Below are 12,675 nucleotides of genomic sequence, written 5' to 3'. Positions count from 1 at the left end.
TATAGTTCAGCTCTTGTTTTTGGAATTGCCGGGAGCAACCAAAAAGGCCTTTCATGTCAGCAGACTCTCAGAATTACGTCGAAATCGCCGGCCTGTCGTTTAATCGCGGCAACCGGGTAATCTATGACAATATCAACTTGGTTATCCCGAAAGGTAAAGTGACGGCAATAATGGGCCCGAGCGGGACCGGTAAAACCACCTTGCTACGTCTCATCGGTGGCCAATTGAAGCCCGACAGCGGCAGCATCCTGGTCGATGGCCATAATATTCCTGAGCTGGGCCGGAGTGAGTTATTCCAGGTTCGTAGCAAAATGGGGATGCTGTTCCAAAGTGGCGCTTTATTCACGGATCTGTCTGTTTTTGAGAATGTCGCATTCCCCCTGCGAGTGCATACCGAACTACCGGAAGACATGATTCGGGATGTTGTCCTGATGAAGTTACAGGCGGTGGGGCTGAGGGGGGCGAAAAACCTGATGCCCAGCGAACTGTCCGGAGGTATGGCACGCCGTGCAGCGTTAGCTCGTGCGATCGCCCTGGACCCGGAATTAGTGCTGTACGATGAGCCCTTTGCCGGGCAAGACCCGATGGCAATGGGCGTCGTGGTGCAGTTGATCCGGTTATTGAACGACGCCTTGGGTCATACCAGCGTCGTGGTGTCTCATGATGTGCAGGAAACTGCCAGCATTGCTGATTATATTTATGTTATTGCCGATGGCGTAGTGATCGGCCAGGGCAAGTCCGATGAAGTGCTGAATTCGGATCTGCCGCGGGTGCGCCAGTTTATGCAGGGGTTGCCGGACGGGCCGGTGCCGTTCCATTTCCCGGCCATGGAATTACAGGAAGACTTTCTGCGGGGAAGCATGTAGTGCTGGATAGAATCAGTGGTCTGGGCCGCTTTGGCCTCGAATTAGTAGGCGCACTCGGACGTTCCGGAATTTTTCTGTTCCATTCGTTGTGGGCGCTACCCAATCTCCGTACCAATTTCCCTTTGCTAATCAAGCAAATTTACTCCGTGGGCGTATTGTCTATGGTGATTATAATTGTCTCGGGTACCTTCATCGGAATGGTGTTGGCTTTGCAGGGTTACACCATTCTGAATACCTACGGCAGCGAGCAGGCGCTAGGACAGATGGTCGCATTGACTCTGTTACGTGAGCTGGGGCCGGTGGTCACTGCGTTGCTATTTGCCGGGCGCGCCGGCTCCGCGTTAACGGCGGAAATTGGTCTGATGAAAACCACAGAGCAGTTAGCGAGTATGGAAATGATTGGGGTTGACCCGCTGCGCCGAATCATTGCTCCCCGTTTCTGGGCCGGGTTGATCTGTTTGCCGACGCTGGCTGTGATTTTTTCTGCTGTCGGCATTTTAGGTGGCTTTTTGGTTGGCGTGGTGTGGCTGGGCGTGGATGGAGGCTCGTTCTGGGCCAATATGCAAAGTAGCGTGCAATGGTCAGACGATGTTATGAATGGTGTCATTAAAAGCATTGTGTTTGGCGTGGTGGTTACGTGGATTGCGGTGTTTCAGGGATACGACACCGTCCCGACCTCGGAGGGTATCAGTCGTGCGACTACCCGTACGGTGGTTTATGCGTCGCTGGCGGTGCTCGGTTTGGACTTTATTTTAACTGCGGTCATGTTTGGAGAAATTTGATGCGAGTGCGTACCCAGGAATTAACGGTGGGTGTATTTATATTAATAGGGCTTATGGCATTGATTTTTCTTGCCCTACGGGTCAGCGGGTTATCTCTGAAATCCGGCGAGGAGACCTATCGGGTGACGGCCAAATTCGAAAATATCGGCGGCCTCACGGCACGAGCGAAGGTCACGATGGCGGGTGTGACCATTGGTCGGGTGACCAGAATCTATCTGGATCGAGAAGATTTCGTGGGGGTAGTGGAAATGGAGATATATAAAAATGTGAATAATCTCTCGTCCGACTCCAGCGCTGCAATCCTAACCGCCGGCATTCTGGGGGAAAAGTACATTGGTATCATCCAGGGTGCTGAACTGGACAATCTTGCAGATGGCAGTGAGATATATAACACCCAGTCTGCGCTGGTGCTAGAAGACTTGATCGCTAAGTTTCTGGTTGGCAGGGTATCGTCTGATGAGCCCTGATCAAATCTCTGCGTTGGGCGTGAGCCTCATCCGCGTGAGTGACCATAAGCTGGAAATCAGCGGTGATATGGTATTTGCGTCCGCAACCTGGTTGCGTAGTGAAGGCGAGAAGCTGCTACCGGGTATGGGTGACCGGATTGTGGTGGACCTGGCTCAGGTAGGTAGAGTCGGCAGTGTGGGTATTTCGGTATTGCTGTGCTGGATGCGTATGGCACAGGTGCTGGGAAAAGAGCTTCAGTATGTTAATGCACCTGACGATATGCTGGATGTGAGCCGCGTCAGCAGTCTGGATTCAGTAATTCCTTTTGCCTCCTGATTTTGGTGTCGAACTTGTTTACAATAGCGCACTTCCGATATTAATGAGAAACCCCAATGATCACGGCTGAAGATATCAAGCAGCAAATTGAGAGTGGGATCGATACTGCCGAAGTATTGGTTCGTTTGGATGGTAACAAGTGCCTGGTAGCCGTCGCCTCGACGGAATTTGAAGGTTTACGCACCATCAAAAAGCAACAGATGGTATACGCCTGCCTAAATGAGATGATCTCCAGCGGCGAGCTACATGCCGTCAGCATGCATACCTACACCCCGTCCGAATGGGACTCCCAGAAAAAGCTGGGTATCCCCGGATTCTAGAGGCTTCACCATGGATAAACTGATTATCACCGGGGGTGCAAGCCTTAACGGTGAAATTCGCATTTCCGGGTCAAAAAACTCAGCACTGCCGGTGTTGGCTGCGACTTTGTTGTGTGACGAGAAAATGAGGGTGTGCAATCTGCCGCATCTTCAGGACATTACCACCATGATTGAATTGTTGGGGCAGATGGGGGTGGACCTCATCATCGACGACAAACTCAATCTGGAGGTAGAAGCGAATACTATTAAAGAATTGCACGCCCCCTATGAGTTGGTTAAAACCATGCGGGCGTCGATTCTCGTGCTCGGGCCAATGCTGGCGCACTTCGGGGAAGCCCACGTTTCGTTACCAGGGGGCTGTGCTATTGGCAGTCGGCCAGTGGATTTGCATATTCACGGGCTGCGGGCCATGGGAGCGGATATTGAAGTTGAAAACGGCTATATACACGCCAGTGTAAAGGGACGCTTGAAAGGTGCCAGAATTGTACTGGAAACAGTCACGGTAACCGGTACAGAAAACCTGATGATGGCGGCCGCATTAGCCGAAGGCCAGACCATTCTGGAGAATGCGGCCCGTGAGCCGGAGGTGGTAGACCTCGCTGAATGCCTGAATCGAATGGGGGCGGATGTAAAGGGGGCCGGTACCGATACTATCGTGATAAATGGTCGGGATCGATTGCACGGCTGCGATTACAATGTAATTCCTGACCGCATCGAAACGGGTACCTACCTGGTTGCGGGTGCCATTAGTCGGGGTAAGGTGAAGCTAAAGCAAACCCGGCCCGATATTCTGGATGCGGTGCTGTTGAAGCTGGAAGAAGCCGGTGCACATATTGCGACAGGCGACGATTGGGTAGAACTGGATATGAAAGGCAATCGCCCCAGATCGGTGAATGTCCGCACAGCACCTTATCCGGCGTTTCCGACTGACATGCAAGCGCAATTTACTGCTTTGAATGCCGTCGCTGAAGGGACCGGTACGATAATCGAAACGGTGTTCGAAAATCGTTTTATGCATGTGTCTGAGCTGAACCGGATGGGCGCGCAGATTTCTTTGGAAGGCAACACAGCGATTATCAAAGGCGTCGAGCAATTAACCGGAGCGCCGGTCATGGCCACGGATTTGAGGGCGTCCGCCGGATTGGTCCTGGCAGGGCTGGTGGCAAATGGTGACACTCTGGTTGACCGCATTTATCATATTGATCGCGGTTATGAATGCATCGAAGAAAAGCTACAAATGCTGGGTGCTACCATCCACCGCATTCCCTCATAAGATAGAGACAGTCATGACAGCTAACATCCGCATTGCCTTATCAAAAGGGCGCATACTGGACGAGACATTGCCGCTGCTGAAAAAAGCCGGAATTGAGCTTCTGGAAGAGCCTTCCAAAAGTCGCAAACTGATTTTTCCCACCAGTCATCCCAATGTTGAAATCATTATTATTCGTGCCACGGATGTGCCCACATTTGTTGAACATGGCGCTGCGGATGTGGGGGTTGCGGGTAAGGATGTGCTGATGGAGCACGGTGCTAGAGGGGTCTATGAACCACTTGATCTCGATATCTCCCGTTGTAAATTGATGGTGGCGGCCAAGTCCCAGGCTGAACCCGTGCAAGGCCGGTTACGGGTAGCAACGAAGTTCGTTAATTTGACTAAACGCTACTACGCGGAAAAAGGCGAGCAGGTAGATATTATCAAGCTGTACGGCTCCATGGAGCTGGCGCCTCTGGTGGGGTTAGCCGATCGTATTGTCGATATTGTCGATACCGGCAACACGTTGCGTGCGAATGGATTAGAGCCAACGGAGTTAATCGCAACCATCAGTTCCCGAATGATCGTGAACAAAGCGTCTATGAAAATGAAGCATAGCCTGATTCAGAATCTAATCGATCAATTGTCAGAGGCCGTTGAGCAAAACCGCAAGGCATGAAGGCCGTTTAAACTGAAACCGGTTACCCAATTTGAGGAAGATGACAGATGACTCTGGAAATTGCTCAGCTCGATGCAAACCAAAGTGATTTTGAGCAGCGCCTGAATGGTCTGCTGGCGTGGGACAGTGTGTCCGATCAGGGTGTGCAAACAGCAGTAGCGGAAATCGTGACAAGCGTACGGCAGCGTGGGGATGCCGCTGTGCTTGAATACACCCGGCGCTTTGATCGGGTGGATGCGGCGTCTGTTGCTGATCTTGTGGTCAGTGCAGATCGCTTGGAGCATGCCTGGAATACCATACCGGCGGCGCAGCGTGAGGCTCTGCAGGTTGCAGCAGACAGGGTGCGCAGTTATCACCAGCACCAGAAAACGGAATCCTGGTCTTATCGGGAAGCAGACGGCTCATTACTCGGGCAAAAGGTAACGCCGCTGGACCGGGCCGGACTCTATGTGCCAGGGGGCAAGGCAACCTATCCCTCATCGGTGTTGATGAATGCCATTCCTGCCAAGGTTGCCGGCGTTGCCGAGGTGGTGATGGTGGTACCTACTCCCGGCGGCGAGTTGAACGAGATGGTCTTGGCTGCAGCTCACATTGCAGGTGTCGACACGGTAATTACCATCGGTGGGGCACAGGCCATTGCCGCTCTGGCTTATGGTACTGAAACGGTGCCCCGGGTAGATAAGATCGTCGGGCCGGGCAATATCTATGTTGCGACAGCGAAGCGGATGGTCTTTGGTCAGGTGGGAATCGATATGATCGCTGGCCCTTCCGAGATCCTGGTCGTTTGTGATGGCAAAACAGACCCTGACTGGGTGGCGATGGATATGTTCTCTCAAGCCGAGCACGATGAAGATGCCCAATCCATTCTGGTGTCGCCTGACGCCGATTTTCTGGAACGGGTGCGGGCCTCCCTGGAAACATTACTGCCGACACTGGAACGCTCTGCGATTGCACAGGTCTCACTGGCAAATCGTGGCGCATTGATTAAAGTGTCAGATCTAGATCAGGCGGTGGAAGTGATTAACCGAATCGCTCCAGAGCATCTTGAATTATCAGTGGACGACCCGGAAGCCATAATCGAAAAAGTTCGTCATGCTGGAGCGATTTTCATGGGGCGATACACTGCCGAGGCGTTAGGTGATTATTGCGCAGGTCCTAATCATGTGTTGCCGACCTCCGGCACGGCACGTTACTCGTCACCATTGGGTGTATACGACTTCCAAAAGCGCAGTTCGTTAATTATGTGTACCGCCGAAAAGGCATCAGAGCTGGGCAAGGTAGCGTCTGTGTTAGCAAGAGGTGAAAGCCTCACTGCCCATGCCCGTTCTGCTGAATACCGCATTAAAGATTGAGATGGAATAAGCGAGCAATAGAATGACCAACCCAGTTAAGCAATGGATACGACCTGAAATCCAGGCGCTCAGTGCGTACCATGTCGCACCTTCAGCTGGCATGGTGAAGTTGGATGCAATGGAAAACCCCTATCACTGGCCGAAAGCCATGGTAGAGGAGTGGCTGGGTATACTGCGTGATATTCACGTTAATCGCTATCCTGATCCGGTGTCTGCAGAATTAAAAGAAGACCTAAAGCTGCTGATGGACGTTGACCCTAAATACCAGGTGATATTGGGTAATGGTTCTGATGAGCTGATACAAATAGTGGCGATGGCATTGGCGATGCCCGGGCGAGTGGTGATGGCACCGGAGCCCAGTTTTGTGATGTACAAGATGATAGCGACGTTTTGCGGTATGGATTACGTGGGAGTGCCCCTGGGTGAAGATTTTGTACTGGATTTGGATGCAATGCTGGCGGCTATTGAAGAGCACCAACCCGCACTGGTTTTTCTTGCGCAGCCAAACAATCCCACCGGCAATTTATTTGAGTTAGAGCCTGTCAGAAGCGTTTGCCAACAGGCGCCAGGTTTGGTGGTTATTGATGAAGCCTACCTGGCGTTTTCAGATCGTCACCACCTGGCTTTAATGGATGAATTCGATAATGTCGTAATCATGCGCACACTGTCTAAAATGGGTCTGGCTGGGCTGCGGTTAGGTATGCTGTTTGGATCCAAAGCCTGGGTGGAACAGTTTGAAAAAGTACGCTTGCCCTACAACATTAATGTATTGACCGAAGCGTCCGCCAAGTTTGCCCTTATGCACTTCGATGTAATGAAGGCGCAGACCCAGGAAATCAAAGAGAACCGCACTCAGTTGGTTAAGGCCCTGCATCAACTTCCCTTTGAGAAAATCTGGCCGAGTCAGGCCAACTTTATCCTCGCGCGAACTCCGCCAGGAAAGGCCCGCTTCATCGCGGATCAATTGCGGGACGCGGGTGTTCTGATTAAGTGCGCGGACGGCGCCCACCCGCAATTAAAAGATTGTCTGCGCTTTACTGTAGGAACCGCAGATGAAAACCGGCTTATGTTACAGGCACTGCACGCAGCGATGAGCGAATAGCGTCGGTTAGTCCGGCTTCGCCTGTAGTTTGGCGTGAATGAATTGCTCATGCGGTAGGTATAAAAGCTCCGATACTTTGCGGATAATATGGTCTTCATAGCGATCCAGCTCACCGTCCGCAAAAGCCACCTTCCACATGGCAAATATCAGCTTATATTTTTGTTCCATGGAATAGTGGCTATTGAGCTGTTTGGTCATTTCATACAGGTCAGTCGCGTTTTTTTGCTGTTGCTTCGCGGTCTGCATAAGGTCATCAGCTTCGGCTGAGCTGGTCGTCAAAGAGTCCACCAACAATGTTTTGATGGTCTCTTCTTCTTCGCTTTTCCAATTATCGTCTGCCGCCATGACTTCAACCAACAACGCCGCTGCGGCCAGATTGGGGGAAATGGCTTGCTGTTCCGGATTTTCGTTCGGATTGAACCAGTCTAAAAGGCTTTTTAACATAGCGTGGCCTCATCGGATGGAAGTTAATCTGTATAGGTATTGACCACAGATCTCAAGATGCGTTCGGAGTGGGTCGTGCACCAACGACCACCAGGATATCCAGAGGCTGGTTTTTCCTGATCACACGAATGGTAACCTTCGCCCCTGGTGACATATCAGTGATCATATCCATTGCGAATTTCGGGTCGCTGATCGGGTTGCCGTTCATGTGCGTGATAATGTCGCCGGGGCTGATACCGGAGCGGTGCGCAGGACCATCACGCACTACCCCCATCACCAAAAGTCCGTTGACATTGGGAAGGTCCAGCGCAGTGGATAACGCGGTGTTAAGTGCCTGCGGTTCAATGCCGACCCATCCGCGAATGACCTGGCCATGCTCCAAAAGCTGTTTTACCACTTCCTTGGCCGTTGTAATTGGAATAGCGAAGCCGATGCCTTGGGAACCACCGGAACCGGACAACATGGCAGTGTTGATACCCACCAGGTCGCCATAGGCGTTTACTAAAGCGCCACCGGAATTGCCGGGATTGATCGCGGCGTCGGTCTGAATGAAATCCACGAATGTCGCAAGATCGGATTGATGGCGGCCGATGGCACTGACTATGCCTTTTGTCACGGTCTGGCCCACATTAAAGGGGTTGCCCATGGCCAGTACCACATCCCCCACCCTCAGGTTGTCGGTATTGGCTAAGGTGATGGTGGGCAGGTCCGGGAGCTCTACATAGAGTAAGGCAAGATCGGTTTCAGGGTCAGTGCCTACCACGGTGGCGACGGTATTGCGGCCATCCGCCAGGGCCACACGGACCGTGTCCGCCTGAGCTATCACATGGTTGTTTGTCAGGATATAGCCAGACGGGCTGATTATGACGCCGGAGCCCCGGCTTTTCAGCATGCGCTGCCGTAATTTGGGCTGATGCATGCCGAAAAAACGTCGAAATACCGGGTCCTCGTAGAGCGGGTGGGCTCTCTCAGTGACTAATTTATCTGCGGAGATGTTCACAACCGCTGGTTGTGTTTTACTAACCGCATCCGCGTAAGATATCGGATCGGAAATAGTGACAGTGCTCTGTTGCTGCTCAGGCATCACTTGTTTTTCAAGCATGACTACTTCATGCCGGATGCGGGTAGGATTACCGTCAGCCAGAACGATATAGCCCAATGCGATGACCAAGCCAAAAAGAACAGGTAATGCCAGGGAGCGGAAGACTGAAATCATAATGAGACTGGAAAACCCATTGCAGTTTTTAAAATAATCCGCGCTAAAATAGTCGCCGCTAGGCACCAGGCGGGATCGGTATAGCAAAACCCCGAAACTTAGCATGGATAGAATCGAACCACCACCGCAAAAACCAGGGGAGCAGTAAGAATATGACCGGCCGACAGGCATTATTAGAGTATCTGAACACCCTGTTACAACCGGAGTTGTTTCGGGATTATGCCCCTAATGGGCTGCAGGTAGAAGGCAGGCAGGAGATTCGAACCCTGGTCAGCGGGGTAAGCGCGACTAAGGCATTGATTGATGCGGCTATTGAGCTGGACGCCGACGCCCTGTTTGTACACCACGGCTACTTTTGGCGGGGGGAAGACCCCAGTCTGACCGGAATGAAATACCAGAGAGTTCGTGCATTGATCGAGAACGGGATCAATTTGTTTGCTTACCATTTGCCATTGGATGCCCACTCTGAGCTGGGCAACAATGCCCAGCTTGCTGCCCGTCTTGGTATAACCGTGGATGGGGGGCTGGATACTTCCGAAAAACACCCGATAGGCAATGTGGGTTATTTGCAGCACGCGTGCACGGCGCAGCAATTTGCCGATTCAATCAAAACTGCACTAAATAGAAAGCCTATTCTGGTTAGCGGCGGTACCCACCCGGTCAAACGGGTGGCCTGGTGTACCGGAGGGGCACAGGGTTACATTGAAAAGGCAGTGGCGCAAGGCGTCGATGCCTATATCAGCGGTGAGATTTCAGAGCAGACCACCCACATTGCCCGTGAGTGCGGGATTCATTATTACAGTGCAGGTCATCATGCGACCGAACGCTATGGGGCAAAAGCGGTTGGTGAGCACCTGGAAGCAAAATTCCAGTTAAATCATAAATTTATTGATATTGGTAACCCGGCTTGAATTTGCGGGCAAATGTGGAATGTCTACCTCAAATTAAATGTCCGCAAAATCCGTTTTGAGGAATCGTAGCACTTGAGTGAGAGGCGGTTTTTAAAAGACAAAACCCGCAAATGCGGGTTTTGTTAAGTTATACAAGCGCTTAAATTTATAAGGGCTCTAGCCATCCAGGCTTTGATAGTAGTCCATTAAGATTTGTGCGACTTCAGGGCGAGAAAACTCGGGCGGTGGAGCAATCCCCTCACCAAGCATCTTGCGGACCTTGGTTCCTGACAACAAAACGAAATCTTCCGGTGTATGGTCTGGTGCATCTCGCATCATGACGACACGATTAAGTTTGTTTGACCAGGCGGTATGATCTGCGCGATAAATTTGTATTTCCAGCGCACCTTTAGGAACACTTGTATCAAAAATGGTTTGCGCATCAAAAGCACCATAGTAATCGCCAACACCAGCATGATCCCGGCCAACGATTAGGTGAGTGCATCCACAATTCTGTCTGAACACCGCGTGAAGCACAGCTTCGCGGGGGCCAGCATATAACATATCGAAGCCGTATCCAGTGATTTTAACGGTGTTGGGCGGGAAATAGGCGTCTACCATCTTACGAATCGACGCATCACGTACGTGCGCAGGTATATCGCCTGGCTTCAGCTTGCCTAGCAGCATATGGATAAGGATGCCATCTGCATTTAAATCCTTCATCGCCATACGGCACAGTTCTTCATGTGCTCGGTGCATAGGATTACGGGTTTGGAACGCAACCACTTTTTCCCAGCCGCTTTCGGCTATCGAATCACGAATCTCAACTGCAGTGCGGAAAGTATCCGGAAAATCCTTTTCGAAGTAAGAAAAGTTCAAGACTTGAATAGGCCCGGATAAAAACACGTTACCCAAAGCATAAAAAGCTGCTACGCCGGGATGCTCCTTATCGAGAGTTCCGAATATTTGCTCGGCCATCTCGGAGATTTCATCATCACTAGCAACATCAATACCCTCTACATCCATTACTGCGATGACCGGGTTGCCTTCCACGTTGGGGTCTTTCAGCGCGATGCGCTGACCCACTTCAACACCGTCCGCACTGGGAACAACATTCACAATGGGGACAGGCCAAAACAATCCATCAGTCGTTTTCAATTCTTTGGACACGCTGCGAGCATCCGCCAAATTCATATAGCCAGTTAACGGGGTGAAGTATCCAGCCCCGAGCATCACGGCGTTTGCCGCCGCGGCAGAGCTGATCAAGATTGAAGGCAGGCTTTCCGCTTTTGCAAGCAGCGCGCTGCGTTTTTCGTCATCGTAAACAAACAGGGGGGTTAACTGGTCGGATCCATGAGGTTTAATCATTGTGTTTCTCTAAAGTCAATTTGGTTCTTTGGGCTAGGTTTGATATGACCATAATACCAATTTTTGCAATTGATTGGTGCTCTTAATTTGGGGATTTAACTATTAGGCAGGCTATTCATTTTGCTGGTGAACCAACTGAGCCCGCCTATGCGTTCGAAATTAATGACTCTCCAATTAAACTTAGTTTACTTATTCCGATTTTTGTATACAGGGTGTATCCCCTTCAAAGATTGACGCTTTACGTTGGTCAGGTTCAGGCTGATCAGCATCAACCGGCCCCAGGGGATGGAACCGCACAGGCTTGTTATTCGGTCCTGGAAGAGCCTGGAAGATCTTGAAAAGTAGAAACAGAATTCCCCGACTTTTAGGCTAAACCCAATGCAGGGCATTGGGTAAAACATAAAGCCGGCTTCGCAAAAGCAGGCCGGCTTTATGTTCTCTAGTTGTAGCTTGCTTTTTTGCAAGCATTTGTTTCAGTGCCTGAAGGCGATGCTACCTATTACGATTGAACCTGAATCTCAATTTTGCGTGGCTGAAGTTGTTCTTGCTTCTGGATGGTGACATTCAATAAACCGAGTTCAAATTTGGCCTGAACGCTGTTTTTATCGGCATCTTCCGGTAAACGGAAGCTTCGGCTAAATGTGCCGACTGCACGTTCACGGTACCGGTAAGCTGTGCCTTCCTGTTCGAGGCGGTTTTTATCGCCCGAAATTTTCAGGACTTTGTTCTCAAGCTCTACCTGGACCTGTTCCGGCTTAACGCCCGGAAGTTCAAGGCTTATCTGATAGTCGTTTGCACTTTCTGCAATGTCGACCACTGGTTGCCAATTGCGTTTGCCATATCGACGTAGGTTGTCATTATGCAGTTGATCTAATACTTGCCAAGGGTTAAGAGTTGCGATGCTCATTGTGGGTTCTCCCAGTTTATGTTGTGTCGGGGCGTTAGTGCCCGTTGATTAATAAATTGGGAGCAGGGAAGGCGGTTTCAAGAGAAAAAAAAGTATATTTTGCCTTGGCTTGAACCCATCAGGGCAAGCCCCAACTGGGTTCATTTTTTGGGAATTCAAGCTGGGCTTAAGGCGTTGTTTTTGCTTGAGAATCGTGTAGACCGTAGTCTTCGGAAAGGGTGCCTTTATCGGCCGTGTTGCTCTTCGGGGCATAATCCCTGGGGGCTTGGACGGTATCTTCAGCATTAAACTCGGCGTCAGCTTCTTCCGGTAGGGATTCTTTGGGTTTTGCTTCCAGGGAAATGAACTCGGTTTTCTTACGCGGCAACTTATTGGGTGTGTCCAGCTTAAAGCTTTTGGGGGGCTCGGCAAATGAATCGGCCGCGGTTTCCAGGTGTTTTTGCACTGCGAGGTAATTTTGCGTGAGCGTATTAACCATTTCCGCTGTGGAATTGAAATGGGTATTCACATTTTCCCGATAGGCAGTGAATTCTTCCTGCAATTCCCGCAATTGTTGTTCGATATTGGATTGTGCTTTAGCTTTATTCATTATCAGGAAGCAACCAAGCGCGCCTAATACCAGCCCGGCCAGAAATGCAATTAACGTAACGGATTCCATACTCGCTCTCCAAACAAATTTATCTTTTTCAATATGTTGATACTATGCCTTGATAC

The 12,675-nt window shown here is 50.8% G+C and carries 15 protein-coding genes; 10 read left to right on the top strand and 5 right to left on the bottom strand.

Annotated elements, in window-relative coordinates; translation table 11 throughout:
• Positions 1–53 precede the first annotated feature (53 nt).
• The 9 genes from FT643_RS03700 to hisC are packed head-to-tail and all read left to right on the top strand — an operon-like array spanning position 54 to position 7,136.
• Complete coding sequence (locus FT643_RS03700; protein WP_156869303.1) at positions 54–866, top strand: ATP-binding cassette domain-containing protein; 813 nt, start codon at positions 54–56, stop codon at positions 864–866.
• Positions 866–1,648, top strand: a complete 783-nt coding sequence (gene mlaE, locus FT643_RS03695; protein ID WP_317621921.1) for a lipid asymmetry maintenance ABC transporter permease subunit MlaE — start codon at positions 866–868, stop codon at positions 1,646–1,648. Before FT643_RS03700 ends, mlaE begins: the two co-directional genes overlap by 1 nt.
• Positions 1,648–2,115, top strand: coding sequence for an outer membrane lipid asymmetry maintenance protein MlaD (gene mlaD / locus FT643_RS03690; protein WP_156869302.1), 468 nt, complete (start codon positions 1,648–1,650; stop codon positions 2,113–2,115). Before mlaE ends, mlaD begins: the two co-directional genes overlap by 1 nt.
• Entirely contained in the window at positions 2,105–2,431 is a 327-nt protein-coding gene (locus tag FT643_RS03685) for an STAS domain-containing protein (RefSeq protein WP_156869301.1), read from the top strand. Before mlaD ends, FT643_RS03685 begins: the two co-directional genes overlap by 11 nt.
• A gap of 56 nt (positions 2,432–2,487) precedes the next feature.
• A complete protein-coding gene (locus FT643_RS03680; RefSeq protein WP_156869300.1) occupies positions 2,488–2,751 on the top strand; it encodes a BolA family protein in 264 nt (87 codons plus the stop codon).
• 10 nt (positions 2,752–2,761) lie between these two features.
• Positions 2,762–4,024, top strand: a complete 1,263-nt coding sequence (murA, locus tag FT643_RS03675) for a UDP-N-acetylglucosamine 1-carboxyvinyltransferase (RefSeq protein WP_156869299.1) — start codon at positions 2,762–2,764, stop codon at positions 4,022–4,024.
• Between the two features lie 13 nt (positions 4,025–4,037).
• Positions 4,038–4,682, top strand: a complete 645-nt coding sequence (hisG, locus tag FT643_RS03670) for an ATP phosphoribosyltransferase (protein WP_156869298.1) — start codon at positions 4,038–4,040, stop codon at positions 4,680–4,682.
• 47 nt (positions 4,683–4,729) lie between these two features.
• The gene (hisD, locus tag FT643_RS03665; RefSeq protein WP_156869297.1) at positions 4,730–6,034 is read left to right on the top strand and encodes a histidinol dehydrogenase; all 1,305 of its coding nucleotides are present in this window, start codon (positions 4,730–4,732) and stop codon (positions 6,032–6,034) included.
• A 22-nt stretch (positions 6,035–6,056) separates the two neighbouring features.
• Positions 6,057–7,136, top strand: a complete 1,080-nt coding sequence (gene hisC, locus FT643_RS03660) for a histidinol-phosphate transaminase (protein WP_156869296.1) — start codon at positions 6,057–6,059, stop codon at positions 7,134–7,136.
• Positions 7,137–7,142: 6 nt separating this feature from the next.
• On the opposite strand, the gene FT643_RS03655 is transcribed toward hisC, so the two are convergent.
• Together FT643_RS03655 and FT643_RS03650 are read right to left on the bottom strand one after the other, a co-directional pair.
• Entirely contained in the window at positions 7,143–7,580 is a 438-nt protein-coding gene (locus FT643_RS03655; RefSeq protein WP_156869295.1) for a tellurite resistance TerB family protein, read from the bottom strand.
• Between the two features lie 52 nt (positions 7,581–7,632).
• On the bottom strand, positions 7,633–8,796 hold the full coding sequence (locus FT643_RS03650; RefSeq protein ID WP_198043290.1) for a trypsin-like peptidase domain-containing protein: 1,164 nt from the start codon (positions 8,794–8,796) through the stop codon (positions 7,633–7,635).
• Between the two features lie 152 nt (positions 8,797–8,948).
• Here FT643_RS03650 and FT643_RS03645 point away from each other — a divergent pair, with 152 nt between their 5' ends.
• Positions 8,949–9,707 (top strand): Nif3-like dinuclear metal center hexameric protein, encoded by a 759-nt coding sequence (locus FT643_RS03645; RefSeq protein ID WP_156869294.1) that lies wholly within the window; start codon positions 8,949–8,951, stop codon positions 9,705–9,707.
• Between the two features lie 156 nt (positions 9,708–9,863).
• Here the strand turns inward: FT643_RS03645 and sat are convergent, their stop codons facing one another.
• From sat to FT643_RS03630, 3 genes are all read right to left on the bottom strand, one after another.
• On the bottom strand, positions 9,864–11,054 hold the full coding sequence (sat, locus tag FT643_RS03640) for a sulfate adenylyltransferase (RefSeq protein WP_156869293.1): 1,191 nt from the start codon (positions 11,052–11,054) through the stop codon (positions 9,864–9,866).
• 499 nt (positions 11,055–11,553) lie between these two features.
• Positions 11,554–11,961, bottom strand: coding sequence for an Hsp20/alpha crystallin family protein (locus tag FT643_RS03635; protein WP_156869292.1), 408 nt, complete (start codon positions 11,959–11,961; stop codon positions 11,554–11,556).
• A gap of 166 nt (positions 11,962–12,127) precedes the next feature.
• On the bottom strand, positions 12,128–12,619 hold the full coding sequence (locus tag FT643_RS03630) for a Z-ring associated ZapG family protein (RefSeq protein ID WP_156869291.1): 492 nt from the start codon (positions 12,617–12,619) through the stop codon (positions 12,128–12,130).
• Positions 12,620–12,675 lie beyond the last annotated feature (56 nt).

This window comes from Ketobacter sp. MCCC 1A13808 (genome assembly GCF_009746715.1).
In the GTDB taxonomy this organism is placed as follows: Bacteria; Pseudomonadota; Gammaproteobacteria; order Pseudomonadales; family Ketobacteraceae; genus Ketobacter.
This window is presented reverse-complemented; position numbering and strand designations above follow the sequence as displayed.